This is a genomic window from Sphingoaurantiacus capsulatus, assembly GCF_042648405.1.
In the GTDB taxonomy this organism is placed as follows: Bacteria; Pseudomonadota; Alphaproteobacteria; order Sphingomonadales; family Sphingomonadaceae; genus Sphingoaurantiacus; species Sphingoaurantiacus capsulatus.
Map to the genome: position 1 here is coordinate 41,112 of NZ_JBHRXV010000006.1, position 18,359 is coordinate 59,470.

19 protein-coding genes are annotated in these 18,359 nt (G+C 67.5%); 12 read left to right on the forward strand and 7 right to left on the reverse strand.

The annotated features are described in order from the left end of the window. Positions 1 to 88: 88 nt before the first annotated feature. Positions 89 to 577 carry a GAF domain-containing protein gene (locus ACFOMD_RS08525; protein ID WP_380859838.1) on the forward strand — a complete coding sequence of 163 codons (489 nt, stop codon included), beginning with the start codon at positions 89 to 91 and terminating at the stop codon, positions 575 to 577. 145 nt (positions 578 to 722) lie between these two features. On the opposite strand, the gene ACFOMD_RS08530 is transcribed toward ACFOMD_RS08525, so the two are convergent. After that, positions 723 to 1,046 carry an ArsR/SmtB family transcription factor gene (locus ACFOMD_RS08530; protein ID WP_380859841.1) on the reverse strand — a complete coding sequence of 108 codons (324 nt, stop codon included), beginning with the start codon at positions 1,044 to 1,046 and terminating at the stop codon, positions 723 to 725. 47 nt (positions 1,047 to 1,093) lie between these two features. Between ACFOMD_RS08530 and ACFOMD_RS08535 the strand changes: the two genes are divergently transcribed. Both ACFOMD_RS08535 and ACFOMD_RS08540 read left to right on the forward strand, forming a co-directional pair. Next, positions 1,094 to 1,573 (forward strand): SRPBCC family protein, encoded by a 480-nt coding sequence (locus ACFOMD_RS08535; protein ID WP_380859844.1) that lies wholly within the window; start codon positions 1,094 to 1,096, stop codon positions 1,571 to 1,573. Positions 1,574 to 1,581: 8 nt separating this feature from the next. Then, positions 1,582 to 1,728 (forward strand): hypothetical protein, encoded by a 147-nt coding sequence (locus ACFOMD_RS08540; protein WP_380859846.1) that lies wholly within the window; start codon positions 1,582 to 1,584, stop codon positions 1,726 to 1,728. 9 nt (positions 1,729 to 1,737) lie between these two features. Here the strand turns inward: ACFOMD_RS08540 and ACFOMD_RS08545 are convergent, their stop codons facing one another. Further along, on the reverse strand, positions 1,738 to 2,754 hold the full coding sequence (locus tag ACFOMD_RS08545) for a ligase-associated DNA damage response exonuclease (RefSeq protein WP_380859849.1): 1,017 nt from the start codon (positions 2,752 to 2,754) through the stop codon (positions 1,738 to 1,740). A gap of 294 nt (positions 2,755 to 3,048) precedes the next feature. Beyond that, entirely contained in the window at positions 3,049 to 3,678 is a 630-nt protein-coding gene (locus ACFOMD_RS08550) for a glutathione S-transferase family protein (protein ID WP_380859851.1), read from the reverse strand. 78 nt (positions 3,679 to 3,756) lie between these two features. On the opposite strand from ACFOMD_RS08550, the gene ACFOMD_RS08555 reads away from it, so the two are divergent. Both ACFOMD_RS08555 and pdeM read left to right on the forward strand, forming a co-directional pair. Next, positions 3,757 to 6,177 carry a ligase-associated DNA damage response DEXH box helicase gene (locus tag ACFOMD_RS08555; protein ID WP_380859854.1) on the forward strand — a complete coding sequence of 807 codons (2,421 nt, stop codon included), beginning with the start codon at positions 3,757 to 3,759 and terminating at the stop codon, positions 6,175 to 6,177. Positions 6,178 to 6,228: 51 nt separating this feature from the next. Beyond that, positions 6,229 to 6,897: a ligase-associated DNA damage response endonuclease PdeM gene (pdeM, locus tag ACFOMD_RS08560; RefSeq protein ID WP_380859857.1), complete on the forward strand. Its 669-nt coding sequence runs from the start codon at positions 6,229 to 6,231 to the stop codon at positions 6,895 to 6,897. Positions 6,898 to 7,067: 170 nt separating this feature from the next. On the opposite strand, the gene ACFOMD_RS08565 is transcribed toward pdeM, so the two are convergent. The 3 genes from ACFOMD_RS08565 to ACFOMD_RS08575 all read right to left on the reverse strand — a co-directional run bounded on the left by ACFOMD_RS08565 (position 7,068) and on the right by ACFOMD_RS08575 (position 9,455). Further along, on the reverse strand, positions 7,068 to 7,763 hold the full coding sequence (locus ACFOMD_RS08565) for a Crp/Fnr family transcriptional regulator (protein WP_380859860.1): 696 nt from the start codon (positions 7,761 to 7,763) through the stop codon (positions 7,068 to 7,070). A 224-nt stretch (positions 7,764 to 7,987) separates the two neighbouring features. Then, positions 7,988 to 8,683, reverse strand: coding sequence for a Crp/Fnr family transcriptional regulator (locus tag ACFOMD_RS08570; protein ID WP_380859863.1), 696 nt, complete (start codon positions 8,681 to 8,683; stop codon positions 7,988 to 7,990). Between the two features lie 154 nt (positions 8,684 to 8,837). Next, positions 8,838 to 9,455, reverse strand: coding sequence for a DNA-3-methyladenine glycosylase family protein (locus ACFOMD_RS08575; RefSeq protein ID WP_380859866.1), 618 nt, complete (start codon positions 9,453 to 9,455; stop codon positions 8,838 to 8,840). Between the two features lie 72 nt (positions 9,456 to 9,527). On the opposite strand from ACFOMD_RS08575, the gene ACFOMD_RS08580 reads away from it, so the two are divergent. The 3 genes from ACFOMD_RS08580 to ACFOMD_RS08590 all read left to right on the forward strand — a co-directional run bounded on the left by ACFOMD_RS08580 (position 9,528) and on the right by ACFOMD_RS08590 (position 11,866). Beyond that, on the forward strand, positions 9,528 to 9,845 hold the full coding sequence (locus ACFOMD_RS08580) for a 2Fe-2S iron-sulfur cluster-binding protein (protein WP_380859868.1): 318 nt from the start codon (positions 9,528 to 9,530) through the stop codon (positions 9,843 to 9,845). Positions 9,846 to 9,923: 78 nt separating this feature from the next. Continuing rightward, a complete protein-coding gene (locus tag ACFOMD_RS08585) occupies positions 9,924 to 11,072 on the forward strand; it encodes a sensor histidine kinase (RefSeq protein WP_380859871.1) in 1,149 nt (382 codons plus the stop codon). Further along, positions 11,069 to 11,866 (forward strand): LytR/AlgR family response regulator transcription factor, encoded by a 798-nt coding sequence (locus ACFOMD_RS08590; protein WP_380859874.1) that lies wholly within the window; start codon positions 11,069 to 11,071, stop codon positions 11,864 to 11,866. Before ACFOMD_RS08585 ends, ACFOMD_RS08590 begins: the two co-directional genes overlap by 4 nt. Here the strand turns inward: ACFOMD_RS08590 and ubiG are convergent. Next, entirely contained in the window at positions 11,863 to 12,627 is a 765-nt protein-coding gene (gene ubiG / locus ACFOMD_RS08595; RefSeq protein ID WP_380859877.1) for a bifunctional 2-polyprenyl-6-hydroxyphenol methylase/3-demethylubiquinol 3-O-methyltransferase UbiG, read from the reverse strand. The two genes, ACFOMD_RS08590 and ubiG, sit on opposite strands and share 4 nt — an antisense overlap. A 72-nt stretch (positions 12,628 to 12,699) precedes the next feature. On the opposite strand from ubiG, the gene ACFOMD_RS08600 reads away from it, so the two are divergent. The 4 genes from ACFOMD_RS08600 (at position 12,700) to ACFOMD_RS08615 (ending at position 18,323) form a co-directional block, all read left to right on the forward strand. Further along, positions 12,700 to 13,920 carry an aspartate kinase gene (locus ACFOMD_RS08600; RefSeq protein ID WP_380859879.1) on the forward strand — a complete coding sequence of 407 codons (1,221 nt, stop codon included), beginning with the start codon at positions 12,700 to 12,702 and terminating at the stop codon, positions 13,918 to 13,920. A 166-nt stretch (positions 13,921 to 14,086) separates the two neighbouring features. Continuing rightward, entirely contained in the window at positions 14,087 to 15,073 is a 987-nt protein-coding gene (locus ACFOMD_RS08605) for an NAD(P)H-dependent flavin oxidoreductase (protein ID WP_380860079.1), read from the forward strand. 62 nt (positions 15,074 to 15,135) lie between these two features. Continuing rightward, on the forward strand, positions 15,136 to 17,352 hold the full coding sequence (gene ptsP, locus ACFOMD_RS08610) for a phosphoenolpyruvate--protein phosphotransferase (protein ID WP_380860082.1): 2,217 nt from the start codon (positions 15,136 to 15,138) through the stop codon (positions 17,350 to 17,352). A 95-nt stretch (positions 17,353 to 17,447) separates the two neighbouring features. Further along, positions 17,448 to 18,323: a helix-turn-helix domain-containing protein gene (locus ACFOMD_RS08615; protein WP_380859882.1), complete on the forward strand. Its 876-nt coding sequence runs from the start codon at positions 17,448 to 17,450 to the stop codon at positions 18,321 to 18,323. Positions 18,324 to 18,359: the final 36 nt, after the last annotated feature.

Here is an 18,359-nt window from a genome sequence, read left to right on the forward strand (position 1 = left end):
TGCCCATGCCATAACCTGACAAAGCACTTCGTTCGCGACAAGCTCGGCACCACTGTCCGGACACAACATCATCGGCTAGAAGCCGCCCATGTTCGACGCCGCCGACATCCGCCATCTGCCGAAGTCCGAGCTCTACGAGGAGTTGGCGCGCCAACTCGACGGGCTGCTGCACGGCGAGCGCGACCTCGTCGCCAATCTCGCCAACGCCTCGGCGCTGATCTTCCAGTCGCTGCCCGATCTCAACTGGGCCGGCTTCTATCTGATGCGCGACGGCGAGCTGGTGCTGGGGCCGTTCCAGGGCCGCACCGCCTGCGTGCGCATCGCGGTCGGCAAGGGTGTCTGCGGTACTGCGGTGTCGGAGGCCCGGACACAGCTCGTCGAGGATGTTCACGCCTTCCCCGGCCACATCGCCTGCGACAGCGCTTCGGCATCGGAACTGGTGGTGCCGCTGATCGTCGGCGGCGAGGTGATGGGCGTGCTCGATCTCGACAGCCCGACTCCGGCGCGGTTCGACTTGGTCGACCAGGCCGGCTGCGAGCGCTTTGTCGCGGTATTGATGAAGCACCTCGACTTCTAGAGCGCGCGCTTCGCCCACCTTCCCCGTCATACCGGCGAAAGCCGGTATCCAGTTACAAGCCATGCCGCTGCAAAGCGTTCACGCTGAGCACGTTGACGGGACGGCTGGATACCGGCTTTCGCCGGTATGATGGATGGTGGGGGGGTCAGCCCTCCAGGTCGCTCTTCAACCGGTCGAGCATCTCCACCGCCTGCGTCGCATAGGCGCCGATCCAGCGGTCGTGGATGCGCTTGATCGGCAGCGCGTTGAGGTGGTTCCACCGCTCCCGCCCCTCGCGCCGCGCGATCACCAGATCGGCGGCTTCCAGCACCTTCAGATGCTGCATCACCGTGCAGCGGTCGAGCGTGTCGAAATGCTCGCACAACGCCCCCGTCGTCGCGGGGTGATTCTTCAGCCGGTCGAGAATGGCGCGCCGGGTCGGCGAGGCTAACGCCTTGAAAATCCTGTCATCGGCTACTTCGCTTGACATGTTATAAGAATATAACATGATTGAGCCACAGGCAAAGGAATTTCCCGATGGAACTGAAGTTCAAGGTATCCGCCCATATCTCGAAGCCCGTCGCCGAGGTGTTCGAGGCGATCGTCGATCCGGCGACGCTGTCGCGTTACTTCACCACAGGCGGCGCGCAGGGCCGGCTGGCGACCGGCGCCACGGTGACCTGGGATTTCGCCGATTTCCCCGGCGCCTTCCCCGTGGAGGTGATCGAGGTCGTCGACAACCAGAAGATCGTGCTGCGCTGGGAGGCCAATGAAGGCGTGCCCGAGCGGGACGCGCCGGTCGTCGACGCCGGCTATTTCACCACGGTCGAGATGGCCTTCGAGCCGCTCGACAACGACAGCCGCACCTTGGTGACGATCACCGAGAGCGGCTGGCACGAGACCGAAAAGGGCCTCGCCGCCTCCTACGGCAACTGCATGGGCTGGTCGCAGATGCTCGCCGCGCTCAAGGTCTGGATCGAGCATGGCATCAATATGCGTGAGCAGATGTACAAATAGCCGCAGGCGTGACGCCGGCGGAACGATGGCGACGTGCGGCGGTTGCTCAGGGAAAGGAGAACCGCCTCATGTTGCGTGCCATCGGTTGTTTCGTCGTCCTCGTCATCGTCGTCGCGCTGGCGATCGTCTTCGGCCTGCTCGACCTGATCTTCTAGGTCGCAGCCTCAGTCATCTTCTTCATCCTCGCGCCCGATCAGGTGCAGCTCCCGCGCCTTGATCTGGCGGGTGGCGCACCAGTGGATCAGCGCGTCCTCGCGGCCGTGCGTTACCCACACTTCCTGCGGCCCCAGCTCGAGGCAGGTGTCGGTCAGCTCGTCCCAGTCGGCATGGTCGGAGATGATCAGCGGCAGCTCGACATTCTTCTGCCGCGCCCGCTGCCGCACCCGCATCCACCCTGACGCCATCGCGGTGATCGGGTCGGGCAGGCGGCGCGACCAGCGGTCGTTCAAGGCCGACGGCGGCGCGACGATGATCTGGCCCTTCAAGTCGGCGGGCTTGAGGCCGGTGGCCGGGCGCAGCTCGCCGAGGTTCACGCCATGCTCGATGTAGAGGTCGCACAGCCGCTGCATCGCGCCGTGAATGTAGATCGGCGCGTGATAGTCGAGCGCGCGAAGGCTCGCGATCACCCGCTGCGCCTTGCCGAGCGCATAGGCGCCGACCAATACGCAGCGTTCCGGGTTGTCGCGCAGCGCGTCAAGGATCTTGGCGATCTCGTCGGAGGCGTCGGGGTGGCGGAATACCGGCAGGCCGAACGTGGCCTCGGTGACGAACACATCGCAGGGCACCGGCTGGAACGGCGGGCAGGTCGGATCGGGCCGGCGCTTGTAGTCGCCCGACACGACGACACGCTCCACGCCCTTCTTCGCCTTGTACTCCATGACGATCTGCGCCGAGCCGAGCACATGCCCGGCGGGCACGAAGCTCACCTCGACGTCGCCGACCTTGATGACCTCGCCATATTGCGCCGCCTGCGCGCCGGTCTGCTCGCCGTAGCGCACGTTCATGATCGCGAGCGTCTCGGGCGTCGCCATCACGCTCGCGTGCCCGCCGCGGGCATGATCGGCGTGGCCGTGGGTGATGAGCGCGCGCGGCTTGGGTCGCGCCGGGTCGATCCAGAAATCGCCCGGTTTGACGTAGATGCCCTCAGGGCAGGGCTGGAGCCAGGAGCCGAGCGCGCTCATCACAGACTATATGGGATGGCGGACTGAATCGTTCCATGCACGGCCAAGACGATCGAGAGCGTCCCCTCCCCTCCCAGGGGAGGCACAGGGTGAGGTCGACGGCCCGACCGGGTTCTGTGCCCCTCATCATCCACAATCGTCATACCGGCGAAAGCCGGTATCCAGACCGAACGTGGAACTGGATACCGGCTTTCGCCGGTATGACGGGATCTTTGGAACGCGTTCGCGGCGGAGCATCGGGCCCAACGCGCAACTCCGCCTTGGCCTTCTCCTGCGAGGGGAGAAAAGATGGCGTCACCCGGCTGGTTGTGCCGGCATCAGCGCGTCGTCCAGTTCGTTCGCTCGCGCCATCGCCGGGCGGGTCTGCAGTCGCGCCCAATAGGCCTCGAACGCCGGGCGCTTGTCGATCGAGCCGAACATCAGGCCCCAGCCGATCTGCGATCCGAAATAGACGTCGGCGGCGGTGAAGCGGTCGCCCGCCACATAATCGCTCTTCGACAGCGCATGTTCGAGCGCCGCCATCACGTCGTCGAAATTGCCGTAGCCGGCCATCGCCTTCTTGTCGTCGGGCACGTCCCAGCCCATCGACTTGTTGGTCACCGCCGATTCGACCGGGCCGGCGGCGAAGAACATCCAGCGATAATAAGCGGCGGCCTCCGGCGTGCCCGGCTCGGGCGCGAGGCCGGCTTCGGGGAAGGCATCGGCGAGATAGGCGCAGATCGCCGCGCCCTCGGTGACGACGGCGTCGCCATGCTTGATCGCCGGCACCTTGCCCATCGGATTGACCGCCAGATAGTCGGGCGCCTTCATCGTCGTGCCATAGTCGAGCACCTCGGTTCGGTAGGGCTGGCCCACCTCCTCGAGCATCCAGCGCACGATCCGGCCGCGCGACATCGGGTTGGTGTAGAAAATCAGGTCAGCCATCGCGAATCTCCCCAAGCTTTGTTCCCGGTTCGTACTATTATGTTGCCGGGCGCGAGAGTCGAGCGTTAGCGTCATTCGATGGTCGAATCCGTGACACCGCCCGCAATCGTCGCCGAATGGCTCGCGTCACGCGGCTGGTCGCTGCGGCGGCATCAGGCGGAGATGCTGGCGGCGGGCGCGGACGGCAGCCACGCGCTGCTGGTGGCGCCGACCGGCGCGGGCAAGACGCTCGCCGGCTTCCTGCCGACCTTGGCAGAACTGATCGCCAACCCGTCCGAGGACCGCCTCCACACCATTTACGTCTCGCCGCTGAAGGCGCTCGCCGTCGATGTGCAGCGAAACCTGCTCACCCCGATCACCGAGATGGGCCTCCCCATCCGCGTCGAGACCCGCACCGGCGACACCCCGTCCGACCGCAAGGCCCGCCAGCGCGAGCGGCCGCCGCAGATCCTGCTCACCACGCCTGAATCGCTGTCGCTGCTGGTCAGCTACCCCGACAGTTTCGAGCTGCTGAAGAATGTCAGTACCATCATCATCGACGAAATCCACGCCTTCGCCAACGGCAAGCGCGGCGACCTGCTCAATCTCGCGATGGCGCGCATGCAGGCGATCAATCCGCGCCTGCGCCGCGTCGGCCTGTCGGCGACCATCGCCGATCCGGAGGCTTATCAGGGCTGGCTCGCCCCCGACGCCGATGCCGAAAGCGTGCGGCTGGTGCAGGGCGACCCCGGCGAGGAACCGCATATCGGCGTGCTGGTGCCCGAAGGCCGCATCCCTTGGGCCGGCCACACCGGCCTCCACGCCGCGCGCGAGGTCTACAAGCTCATCGCGCAGCACAAGCTCACCATCGTCTTCGTCAACACCCGCTCGGTCGCCGAGCTGACCTTCCGCGACCTGTGGAACGTCAACGACGATGCGCTGCCCATCGGCATCCACCACGGCAGCCTCGCGCCCGAGGCGCGGCGCAAGACCGAGGCGGCGATGGCGGCGGGCAAGCTCCGCGCCATCGTCGCCACCGCCAGCCTCGACCTCGGCCTCGACTGGGGCGACGTCGACCTCGTCGTGCAGATGGGCGCGCCCAAGGGCTCGTCGCGGCTGCTCCAGCGCATCGGCCGCGCCAATCACCGGATGGACGAGGCGTCGAAGGCGGTGATCGTACCGGGCAATCGCTTCGAATATCTGGAGGCCGTCGCCGCGGTCGACGCGGTCGAGGAGCATGAGCTCGACCAGGAATATTTCCGCCCCGGCAGCTACGACGTGCTCGCCCAGCATCTGATGGGCGTCGCCTGCGCCGCGCCGTTCGAGGCGGACGCGATGTATCACGAGATAAGGTCGAGCGCGCCCTATGCCGGCCTGCCGCGCGCGATGTTCGACAAGACGCTGAGTTTCGTCGAGAACGGCGGCTACGCGCTGCGCGCCTATGACCGCTTCAAACGGCTGACGCTTCAGAGCGACGGCCTCTACCGCGTCAGCCACCCGCGCCTCGCCCACCAGCACCGCCTCAACGCCGGCGTCATCGTCGAGGCGGCGATGATGAACGTGGTGCTCGGCCGCCGCCGCGGGCGGCGGTTGGGGCAGGTCGAGGAGTGGTTCGGGTCGCAGCTCCGCGTCGGCGACAGCTTCATGTTCGCCGGACAGACGCTCGAGGTGACCGGCTTCGACGCCGCCGACATCAACGTGACGCTCAGCCGGGGCGATCCGCGCGTCCCCATGTACGCCGGCGCACGCCAGCCGCTCACCACCAACCTCGCCGACCGGGTGCAGCGGCTGATGTCGACCCCGACCGAATGGGATCGCATGCCGCCCGACGTGCATGAATGGCTGCAGCTTCAACAGGAGAAGTCGCAGCTCCCCGCCCCCGGCATGCTGCTCGTCGAGACCTTCGAGCGCGACAATCGCCATTACATCGTCATCTACGGCTTCGAGGGGCGCAACGCCCACCAGACGCTAGGCATGCTGATGACGCAGCGCATGGAGCGCGCCGGGCTGAAGCCGCTGGGCTTCGTCGGGTCGGACTATGTGCTGTCCTGCTGGTCCTTGGAGCCGGTGACTGACCCCAAGCCCCTGCTCTCCCCCGAGGTGCTGGAGGACGAGCTGGCCGAATGGATGGCCGCCTCCCCCTTCCTCAAGAAGTCCTTCCGCGAGGTGGCGATCATCGCCGGGCTGATCGAGCGCCAGCATCCGGGCAAGCGCAAGACGGGTGCGCAGGTCAGCTTCTCGTCGGACCTGATCTACGACGTGCTGAAAAAGTATGAGCCCGACCATCTGCTGATCCAGGCGGCGTGGGCCGACGCGCAGACCCGCCTGTCGGACATTGCGCGCCTGACCAGCCTGCTCGAACGCTCACAGCATTCGCTGGTCCACCGCACGCTCGACCGGGTGTCGCCGCTGGCGGTGCCGATCCTGCTCGATCTCGGGCGGCAGCGCGTGCAGGGCGAGGCGACCGACGACGCGCTGCTGATCGAGGCCGATGCGATCATCGCCGAGGCGATGGAATGATGCGACGCCGCGCCGCTTCCCCGCGCGCATCCCGCCGCCTATAGACGGCCCATGGTGGGTGTTTCCGTTATGTTCGGCGACCACGGCTTCGTGCCGTTAACCGACGCGGCCTTGTTCTGGCCGGCGCGCCGGGCGCTGCTCGTCGCCGACCTGCACTTCGAGAAAGCAAGCTGGTTCGCCTCGTTCGGGCAGCTGCTGCCGCCCTATGACAGCGTCGAAACGCTGGCGCGGCTCGACGCGCTCGTCACCGCGACCGGTGCGACCGAACTCTGGTGCCTCGGCGACAGCTTCCACGACACCAAGGGCGTTGAGCGCATGCCGGCGCGGGCCCGCGACACGCTAGATCGGCTGACGGCGGCGCTCGACTGGACCTGGGTGGTCGGCAACCACGACCCCGGCCTCGACGCGAGTCTGGGCGGCCGCGTCGTCGACGAGATCGAGGTCGATGGCGTCATGCTGCGCCACGAAGCGGAGGCGAACGAGACCCGCCCCGAAATCTCCGGGCACTTCCACCCCAAGCTCCGCATCACCGTGCGCGGCCGCCGCATCTCGCGCCGCTGCTTCGTGCATACCGACCGCAAGATCGTCCTGCCCGCCTTCGGCGCGCTCACCGGAGGCCTCGACGCCGCCGACCCCGCGATCATCCGCGCGGTCGGCCGCCCGGCGCAGGCGCTGGTACCGACCGCCGATCGCCTCCTGAAATTTCCGCTGGCGGCTTAGTTTTTCGTCGTCCCCGCGCAGGCGGGGATCCAGTCCATCAAGGAATCTGCCAGCTTCGCTGGCGCCTATTTTCGTGCTGGATCCCCGCCTTCGCGGGGATGACGGGTTGGGGCTGAGCCGGCTTTCGTCACCCCCACCCTTACGGGCGGAAGTGACGGTCGCAGGGAACCCTAACCAAAGCTGCCGGGCAGCAGCCGCTGGAAGGTATCGCGCACCTTCCAGTAACATTCGCAGCTCGCCGCCTCGAGGCCGGCGCGGTCGAGCACGGTGATGACGCCGCGGCTGTAGCGGATCAGGCCCGCCGCCTGCAGCGTGCGCGCCACGACGGTGATCGTCGGGCGGCCGACGCCGAGCATGTCGGCGAGATATTCATGGGTCAGCGCCACCGTCTCGCCGTCGCCGCAGCGGTCGAGACACATCAGGATCCAGCGCGCGAGGCGCACTTCGGCCGGATGGCTGGTGTTGCAGGCGACCGACTGGAAGATCAGCGTCGCGAAGGCATGGTTGAACGCCATGACGACGCGGCGGAAGCTGGGGCTTTCCTCCCAGATTTCCATGAACGGTGCCACCGGCATGAACTTGGCGCCGCCGGGCAACTGCACCACGGCGCGGTTGTAGCTGATCCGGTCGCCGAGCAGGCAGTTGATCGCGACGATGCCTTCGCAGCCGACGGCGCCGGTTTCGACACTGCCGCCGTCTTCCTGCAGCGAGACCAGCGAGACGATGCCGCCGGTCGGGAAATAGACATGGTCGATCAGCGCGCCGACCTCGAAGAGCACACGGCCCCGATCGAGGTGCACCTCCTTCAGATGTGGCGTCAGCCGGTCACGGTCATGCGGCGTCAGCGCCGCGAGCAAGCGGTTCATATCCTTCCGGCGGCGCAGGTCGCACCGCTCCCGTTATGAGCGCCCCACGCGCAAGCGTAACGACCTTTGCCGTTGAAAGTTCGATCGTGCTGAATGGTCTTCCCCCGCACCATACCGCAACAAAAACACAGATTTTGTATCGCCCCCGATCTGGATTTTCTGTCGCCTAGCAGACAGAAGCCACAAGCTTTTTTTGCGGGAACGCGGGCAGTTGCGACGAACCGTTAGCGGCGGGCGTGGGGGAGCAGCCGGTCGTAGACACGACGTACGCGTCCGTAGCAGTCGCAGCAGGCCTCCTCGAGGCCTTCGCGGTCGACGATGGTGATGCCTTCGCGTGCCGATCTGATCAGCCCGGCGGTCTGCAAAGTGCCGGTGACGACGGTCACCGTCGGCCGCCCCACGCCGAGCAGGCGACCAAGCATGCCGCTGTCGGCGGGCAGCGGCCCGGTCATGCCGGTGCGGTCGACGCACATCAGCAGCCAGCGGGACAGCCGCGCCTCGCTGCTGTGCGAAGCACTGCACAGCGCCGATTGCGCCATCTGCGCCGCATAGGCCTGGACGTAGGCGCCAAGCAGCCGGCGGAAGGCATGGCTGCGGTCGTGCAGCGCGCTCACCGCCTTCGCCGGCAGCACCGCGATCTGGCCGGAGAGCTGCACCACCGCCCGCTCGAACGGCCGGTCATCGCCGATCAGCGCGGTCGCCGACACCACCCCTTCCCGCCCGATCGTGGCGGTCTCGACCGCCGGGCCGGCATCCTGCTCAGCGCTATGGGCGACGACCGCATCATAAGGAAAATAGGCGTGGTCGAGCGGTTCGTCGGCCTCGTGAAGGACGTGGCCGCTGTCGAAATGCTCGACGCGCAGATCGGTGGTCAGGGCGTCATGGTCTGCGGGATCGAGAGCGGCGAGGATGTGGTTCATGCCCCTCCTGCGGAGGTGAGAGACGCGACAAAACGGGGCGGCCACCTCCCGCCTTTGGGCGCGAGGCGAAGCAACAGCGAACTAGCCTGTGTTAAGGTCCGGTTCAGATACGCGAACCGTGTAAAAAGCGCGGCGAACCGTTTTGTTCCGCCGGCTAAATGACCTCGGTAACATAATGATGCCACATGAAAACCGCGGCAGCGCCGCGGTGCGGGCGCCACTTTTCCGCGATCTCGCGGGTCTGCTTTTCGCTCGGCTTGCCATCGAGCCCCATGACCCGCCCGGTTTCGATCTGCACGGCAAGGTCGCCCGCCGGCCAGATGTCGGCGCGGCCTTCGGCAAACAGCAGATAAACCTCCGCCGACCAGCGGCCGATGCCGTTGACGCGGGTCAGCAGCGTGATCGCCTCTTCGTCGTCCTGCGGCAGCGCCGCGAAATCGAGGTCGCCGCCCACCACCAGCCCGGCGAGGCTGCGGCCATAGCTCGCCTTCTGGCGGGACAGGCCGGCGGCGCGCAGCGCGTCGTCGTCGAGCGCCAGCAGCCGCAGCGGATCGCTGATGCCGCCGACCGCGGCGTCGACCTTTTTCCAGATCGCGTCGGCGGCTTTGACCGACACCTGCTGGCCGACGATCGTGCGCAGCAGCGTAGCGTAGCCCCGGTCGCGCAGCCGCGGCTCCGGATAGCCGGCCCGCGCGACCGCCTCGCGCATGCGCGGCTCGATCGCCGCGATGGCGTCGAGCCCCTCGCGCAACTTTTCGCTACTCAGCCCCATCGCCACGCCCGCTTGATTTCAAGAGCCGTGGCTAATAGGCGCTACGGGTCCATCCGTCGACCGGGAGCCAACATGCCGAAGCTGACCATCGTGAACCGCGCAGGGGAAGAGTCCACGATCGAGGCGCAGACCGGTCTGTCGGTGATGGAAAATATCCGTGACGCCGGCTTCGACGAGCTGCTCGCGCTCTGCGGCGGTTGCTGCTCCTGCGCGACCTGCCACATCCAGATCGACGCCGACTGGACCGACGTCGTCGGCGGCCCCAACGGCGACGAGGACGATCTGCTCGACAGCTCGGACCACCGCAACGCCGCCTCGCGCCTGTCCTGCCAGGTCGAGATGACCGACGCGCTCGACGGCCTCAAGGTCATCATCGCGCCGGAGGACTAAGGTCTTAGCCTCGCCGACAAAACGGTTCGTCGCACACCGACTGTCGCCATCGCGCCACATCGGGGCTAATAGCTCTCAATGGCGTTGACCGGCCTCCGCACCGAAAGCTTCTTCTCCGACAAGAACCGTGCGTTCTGGATTCTCCAGGGCGGCGGCTGGGGTGCCTATTTCGTGCTGCGCGGCCTCGGCGGCCTCGCCAACAAGATGGGCCTGACCTTCATCCTGCCCACCTTCGTCGTCACCCTTACCGGCTTCTCGCTGACCCTGCTGATGGCCGCCGCCTTCCGGCGCATCATCCGCATGAAGCCGATCTGGATGTGGCCGCTCACCCTCCTCATCCTCGGCACCGCGGCGCTGCTCTTCTCGGTGATCGAGGTGCGGTTCCACGCCTGGCTGTACGAGCCCGGCTGGAATCCGGTCGGCATCGAATTCTTCGGCGCCATCCTGCTCGACCTGTCGGTGCTCGGTGCCTGGACCGCGCTCTACTACGGTATCAATTATTATCTGCTGCTGTCGGCGCAGTCCGAACGCATGCTGAAGGTGGCGGCGCAGGCCAACGCGGCGCAGCTGGCGATGCTGCGCTATCAGCTCAATCCGCATTTCCTGTTCAACACGCTCAATTCAATCTCCACGCTGGTGCTGCTGAAGCAGACCGAGCGGGCGAACGCCATGCTGTCGCGGCTCTCCTCTTTCCTCCGCTACAGCCTCGTCGGCGACCCGACGCAGATGGTCAGCGTGGCGCAGGAGGTGGAGGCGCTGCGCCAATATCTCGATATCGAGCGCATGCGGTTCGAGCAGCGGCTGCGCTTCACCGTCACCGTCGATCCCCGCGCCACGCAGGGTCAGGTTCCGTCGCTGCTGCTGCAGCCGCTCGTTGAAAACGCGATCAAATATGCCGTCACGCCGATGGAGGAAGGCGCCGACATCGCGCTCGATGCCCGCGTGGTCAGCGACCGCCTCGTCATCACCCTCACCGACACCGGGCCGGGACTGAATGACACGGCGCCGAAACTCAACTCGTCTTCAGGGGTTGGACTGGCGAACATCAGGGATCGTCTCGCTCAGGCCTATGGCTCAGATCACCGCTTCGAACTCGGCCCCAACCAGCCGACGGGCCTCATCGTGACGATCGACATTCCCTACCTGCCGGGTCTCGGCGCTGGCGCCCCGTTGGGCGACGGCCGGCCCGCAGCCAGCGCCGCGGCGCAGAAGGAGATTACCCCGTGAAGATCCGCACGATCCTTGTCGACGACGAGACGCTCGCCATCCAGGGACTCGAACTGCGCCTGCAGGCCTTCCCCGAGGTCGAGATCATCGATCGCTGCGCCAACGGGCGGGAGGCGATCCGCTCGATCAAGACGCACAAGCCCGATCTGGTCTTTTTGGACATCCAGATGCCGGGCTTCGACGGTTTCTCGGTGGTCTCGGGCCTCGCCGAGGTCGAGCCGCCGCTGTTCGTCTTCGTCACCGCCTACAACGAATTCGCGCTGAAGGCCTTCGAGGCGCAGGCGGTCGACTATCTGATGAAGCCGGTCGAGGAGGAGCGCCTCGCCGCCACCATGGAGCGCATCCGCCAGCGGTTGGGCGAGAAGCGCGCCGGCGAGGAGAGCGAGCGGCTGAAGACCCTGCTCGCCGAGGTCGCGCCCGAGGCGGTGCAGGAAATGCCGAGCGCCGCCGAGGCGCCCGCGTCCAACCGCTTCGAAAAGCTCATCAACATCAAGGATCGCGGCCAGATCTTCCGCGTCGACGTGGAGAGCATCGAGCGCATCGACGCCGCCGGCGACTACATGTGCATCTACACCGGCGACAACACGCTGATCCTGCGCGAGACGATGAAGGACCTCGAAAAGCGCCTCGACCCGCGCAAGTTCCAGCGCGTCCACCGCTCGACCATCGTCAACCTTGAGCAGGTCCGTCAGGTGAAGCCGCACACCAACGGCGAATGCTTCCTGGTGCTGGGCAGCGGCGCGCAGGTAAAGGTCAGCCGCAGCTACCGCGACGTGGTCGCCCGCTTCCTCTAAGCGGCGGTCGCCGTCCCGATATAGTTGATGCTCATGTCGCCGCCGATGGCGAAGCCGCGGCCGAGCGCGTAGCCGAGGCCGGTGGTCTCGCGCACTTTCAGTCCGGCCTTCGCCAGCGCGGCGGTCAGCTCTTCGGGCGTCAGGAACTTGTTCCAGTCGTGGGCGCCCTCGGGGATGCTCTTCAGCACCCGCTCGGCGCCGACGATCAGCACCGCATAGGATTGCGGCGTGCGGTTGGGTGTCGAGAACACCAGCAGCCCGCCCGGCGCCAGCAGCGCCGACAATGCCGACAGGAAGGCACCCAAGTCGGCGACATGCTCGACGACTTCCAAGCAGGTGACGAGGTCGAAGCTGCCCGGCAATTCCGCCGCCAGCGCCTCCGCCGACCCGCTGCGATAGCTGACATCCACCCCCATCGCCGCCGCATGCGCCGTCGCCACCGCGACATTCTCCGGCGCGGCGTCGAGGCCGGTGGTCGCGAACCCCATCCGCGCCAGCGGTTCGCACAGCAGCCCGCCGCCGCAGCCGACGTCGAGCGCGCGCAGCTCGGCAAACGGGCTCCGCGCCGTCGGGTCGCGCCCGAAATGGTCGAGCGCGCGCGCCCGGATGTAGCCGAGCCGTACCGGGTTGATCGCATGAAGCAGCTTCGAGCTGCCCTTCGGATCCCACCATTCGCCGGCGATGCCGCCGAACAGCGCTACCTCGCGGGGGTCGATCGAGGCCGCTTTCGCAGCCAGTTCGGGGGCTTCGCTTGCCTTCATATCCCCATGTACCTATCAAGGCCGCGACCCCGCCGATAGGCTCCTTTCCAACGCAGGACCGCGCAGCGCTTCATGGCCCGCATCGTGATGAAATTCGGCGGCACGTCGATGGCCGGCATCGAGCGCATCAGGAACGTCGCATCGCGGGTCAAACGCGAGGTCGAGGCGGGTAACGAGGTGGCGGTGGTGGTGTCGGCGATGGCGGGCGAGACCGACCGGCTGGTCGGCTTCTGCCGCGAGGCCTCGCCGCTGCACGACCCGCGCGAATATGACGTCGTCGTCGCCGCCGGCGAGCAGGTGACGAGCGGCCTCCTCGCCATCACCCTGCAGGCGATGGGCGTGCCCGCCCGCTCCTGGCTCGGCTGGCAATTGCCGATCCACACCTCGGACGCGCACAGCTCGGCGCGCATCCTCGGCATGGAAACCGGGCCGGTCGGCGAAGCAATGACACGCGGCGAAGTGGCGGTGATCCCCGGCTTCCAGGGTCTGGCCGACGGCAACCGCGTGACCACCCTGGGGCGTGGCGGCTCGGACACCAGCGCGGTGGCGGTCGCGGCGGCGCTGAAGGCGGAGCGCTGCGACATCTACACGGACGTCGACGGCGTCTACACCACCGACCCGCGCATCGTGCCCAGGGCACGCAAGCTCGAACGCGTCACCTATGAGGAGATGCTGGAGCTGGCGAGCGTCGGCGCCAAGGTGCTGCAGACCCGCTCGGTCGAGCTGGCGATGAAGGAAAAGGTACGCGTGCAGGTGCTGTCGTCGTTCAACGACACGCCCGGCACGTTCGTCGTGGACGAGGACGAAGTCGTGGAACAGCAGCTCATCACTGGCGTGGCCTATAATCGCAACGAGGCGAAGATCACCGTCGTCGAGGTGCCCGACCGCCCCGGCTCGGTCGGCGCGCTGTTCGGGCCGCTCGCCGAGGCCAACGTCAACGTCGACATGATCGTGCAGAACATCGCGCACGACACCGGCAACACCGACGTGACCTTCACGGTGCCGCGCACCGACCTGCCGAAGTCGCTCGACGTGCTCGACAAGGCGAAGGCCGACATCGGCTATTCCCGCCTGATCACCGACGACAATGTCGCCAAGATCTCGGTGGTCGGCGTCGGCATGCGCAGCCACGCCGGCGTCGCGCAGACGATGTTCCAGGCGCTGGGCTCGCGCGGCATCAACATCCAGGCGATCACCACGTCGGAGATCAAGGTCTCGGTGCTGATCGCCGAGGAATATACCGAGCTCGCCGTCCGCGTGCTCCACACCGCCTACGGCCTGGACGCGGCATGAGGGTGACCTTCCACATCCTCCCCGGAACGGGGAGGGGGACCAGCGAAGCTGGTGGAGGGGACGCCGGCACAGCCGGCGCTTCGCGCCGCCCCTCCACCGCCTGCGGCGGTCCCCCTCCCCGTTCCGGGGAGGATTTCGCGTGAGCGTGTCCCACCTCGACCGGCTGATGGCCCGCGGCGCCGAATTCCTTGGCACGCGCTATGCGATCATGGCCGGCGCGATGACCTGGGTGTCGGAGCGCAACCTCGTCGCCGCCATTTCGAACGCCGGCGGCTTCGGCGTCATCGCCTGCGGCGCGATGGACCCGGCGCGGCTCGACGAGGAGATCGCCGCCACCAAGGCGCTCACCTCGAAGCCCTTCGGCGTCAATCTCATCACCATGCACCCGCAGATGCTTGAGCTGATCGCGGTGTGCGCCAAGCACAAGGTCGGCCACATCGTGCTGGCCGGCGGGCTCCCCTCGGGCGCGGCGATCGAGGCAATCAAGGCGGCGGGCGCCAAGCTGATGTGCTTCGCCCCGGCGCTGGCGCTGGCGAAGAAGCTGGCGCGCTCGGGCGCCGATGCGCTGATCATCGAAGGCTCGGAAGCCGGCGGCCACATCGGCCCGGTGTCAACCTCGGTGCTGGCGCAGGAAATCCTGCCCGAAATGTCGCCGCAACTGCCCGTATTCATCGCCGGCGGCATCGGCCGCGGCAGCGCGATTGCCGCCTATCTCGAAATGGGTGCGTCGGGCGTGCAACTCGGCACGCGCTTTGTTTGCGCGACCGAAAGCGTCGCCCATGCCAATTTCAAGCGCGCGTTCATCCGGGCGTCTGCCCGCGACGCGCTGGCCAGCGTCCAGTTCGACCCGCGCCTGCCGGTGATCCCGGTGCGCGCGCTGAAGAACGCCGGGACCGAGGCGTTCACGGCGAAGCAGCGCGAGATGGTCGGCCAGCTCGATGCCGGCGCCGTCGAGCTTGCCGAGGCGCAGCTGCAGATCGAGCACTACTGGGCCGGCGCGCTGCGGCGCGCCGTCGTCGATGGCGACGTCGAGGGCGGCTCGCTGATGGCGGGCCAGTCGGTCGGCATGGTGACGAAGGAAGAACCGGCCGCCGATATCATCGGCAGCCTGGTGGCGGAGGCGGCGACCGCGCTCGCCGAGCGGGCGGGTTGAACCCGGCGGCGATCACCGCCGCCGTCGCCGCGCGCGAGATTCTGCGCCGGCTCCACGATGTCATGGCGTCGCGCACCGGCGCGCAAGCCAAGCTCAACCGCGTTACCGAGATCATCGCCGAGGCGCTGAACTCGGAAGTCTGCTCGATCTACCTGTTGCGCGACGGCGTTCTCGAACTCTACGCGACCAAGGGCCTCGCGCAGACTGCGGTGCACGTCACCAAGCTCGGCATGGGCCAGGGTCTCGTCGGCACCATCGCCGAGACGCGCAATCCGCTGAACCTCGCCGAGGCGGGCAATCACCCGGCGTTCGTCTATCTGCCGGAAACCGGCGAGGAGCTGTTCCACAGCTTCGCCGGCGTCCCGATCATCCGGCGCGAGGCGGCGGTCGGCGTGCTCTCCGTCCAGCATGTCGACCCGCGCGACTATGCCGATGTCGAGATCGAGGCACTGCAGACCACCGCGATGGTGCTGTCGGAGCTGATCGCCAGCGCCGGGCTGATCGACGACCTGTCGATCGCCAAGGTGCGCGCGCAGAGCAGCGGCCAGGTGCGCCTCAATGGCCTTAAGCTGGTCGACGGTCTCGCCCGCGGCATCGCGGTGTTCCACCAGCCGCGCGTCATCGTCGAGCATACCGTCGCCGAGGACATCGAATATGAGCGCAAGCGCGTCTATGACGCCTTCGTTCGCATGCGCGAGCAGATCGATCGCATGGTCGGTCAGGCCGAATTCGCCGGCCCCGGCGACCATGAGGACATCCTCGAGACCTACAAGATGTTCGCCTACGACGAGGGCTGGTCGCGGCGCATCAACGAGGCGATCGACAGCGGCCTCACCGCCGAGGCGGCGATCGAGCGTGTGCAGCAGCGCACCCGCGAGCGCATGCAGAAGATCGACGATCCCTATCTGCGCGAGCGCATGCATGACCTCGAGGATCTGTCGAACCGGCTGATCCGCATCGTCGCCGGCAAGCTCGGCACCGCCGCGCAACTGGGCCTGAAGCAGGACGCCATCCTCGTCGCACGCAACCTCGGCCCCGCCGAGCTGCTCGAATATGATCGGCGTTTCCTCAAGGGCGTGGTGCTGGAGGAAGGCTCGCTCACCTCGCACGTCACCATCGTCGCGCGCGCCATGGGCGTGCCGATGCTCGGGCGCCTGAAGGACCTGACGCGTGTCGTGGTCGAGGGCGATCCGCTGTTGGTCGACGCCACCACCAGCGCCCTGTTCATCCGCCCTACGGCGAACGTGGTGAAGCAGTTCCAGGCGGTCAGCTCGCTGCGTGCCCGGCGGCAGGCGGAATATGCCAAGATCCGCGACCTGCCGGCGACCTCGAAGGACGGCATCGACGTCAAGCTGATGATGAACGCCGGCCTGCGCGCCGACTTGCCCGGCTTCGAGGAAGTGAATGCCGACGGCATCGGGCTCTTCCGTACCGAATTCCAGTTCCTCGTCTCCGCCACCCTGCCGCGCCGCGAGCGCCAGACGCGCCTCTATCGCGACGTGCTGGAGGCTGCCGGCGACAAGCCGGTGGTGTTCCGCACCGTCGACATCGGCGGCGACAAGGCCGTCCCCTACATGCGCGACGAGCTGCATGAGGAAGAGAACCCCGCCATGGGCTGGCGCGCGCTACGGCTCGCGCTCGATCGCGGCGGCCTGATGAAGGTGCAGGCGCGCGCTCTGCTCGATGCCGGCGCCGGCCGGGTGCTGCACATCATGTTCCCGATGGTCAGCGAGCCCTGGGAGTTCGATGCGGCGAAGGCGCTGGTCGAGGAGCAGCGCGCCTATCTCGCGCGCACCAACCGCCCGACCCCGAAGGAAATCCGCTACGGCGTCATGCTCGAGGTGCCGGCGCTGGCCGAGATGCTCGACACGCTGTTCCCGCGCATCGACTTCATGTCGGTCGGCACCAACGACCTGACGCAGTTCCTGTTCGCCGCCGACCGCGCCGACCCGCGCCTCGCCGACCGCTACGACTGGCTGTCGCCCGCTGTGCTGCGCTTCCTGCGCCGGGTGGCCACCGCGGCGAAGGCAGCGGGCAAGCCGCTGTCGGTGTGCGGCGAGATGGGCGGCCGGCCCTTGGAGAGCCTCGCGCTGATGGCGATCGGCATCGAGCGGCTGTCGATCACCCCGGCCGCCGTCGGCCCGATCAAGGCGATGGTGCGCTCGGCGGAAATTCTGCCGCTGCGCGAGGCGATGGCGGGCTGGCTCGACAGCGGGTGCAGCGACATTCGCGCCAGGCTGACCGAAGCGGCGGATGCACAGGGAATCATACGAAACTAGAGACGGACGGCGCGATGGGCGCGGCGTTCGGCGTTGACAGGGACGGGACCGGGCGCGAGGCTTAGGTTTCCGGGTCAAAGGCGGGGATTATCGTGGTGGAAGAGTATCAGGCGCCGCTGGGCGACGTGTTCGACGTAGGTTCGCCGCGGGTCGGTGAACGGCTGCGGCGCGCGCGCACCGAAAAGGGCCTCGAGCTTACCGACATCGCCCGCGACACACGCGTGCCGGTGCGCCACCTCGCCGCCATCGAGGGCGACGCGCATGAGAGCCTGCCGGCGCTGACCTACAGCATCGGCTTCGTGAAGACCTTCGCGCGCTATGTCGGCCTGCCGCCCGAGGAAATGGCCGCGCAGTTCAAGGCGGAGACCAACAAGGTCGCGCACGTCCCGCAGACCATGCCGCTGGAGCCGCTCGACGAATCGCGCGTGCCGCCGCGCGGCGTCATCGCCGGCGCGCTGCTGGCGGTCGTCATCGTCGTCGCCGGCGTCTGGGCCTGGGGCAACGGCATGTTCAACCGCGAGCCGATGCCGCCCGCGCCCGCCGAGATGGCCGCACCGGTCGAGCCCGCCCCCGAAGAGGAATATGCGGCGAACGCCACCGACCCGGCGCTCGCCGAGCCGACCGGCGACATCGGCGTGCCGCCCGTCGATCCGACCGCGGCGGCAGGCCCGCAGCCGATCGACCCCGCGCTCGCCGCCACCGCGGCCGGCCCCGTCGTCATCACCGCGAACAGCGAAGTGTGGATCAAGGTCTACGACGCCGCGCAGCAGACGGTGAAGATGGGCACGCTGAAGGCGGGCGAGAGTTATGCGCTGCCGCCCGGCCGAGAGGATTTGCAGCTGTGGACCGGCCGCGCCGGCGCGCTACGCATCACCGTCAACGGCCGCGCGATCCCGTCGCTCGGCGGGCCGGAAGAGATGGTGCAGGACGTCAGCTTGGCGCCGGCGTCGCTGCTCTCGCGTGGTCGGTAGGGCGCTGTCGCGGGGGCGTTGAGGCGCTTCATCGCA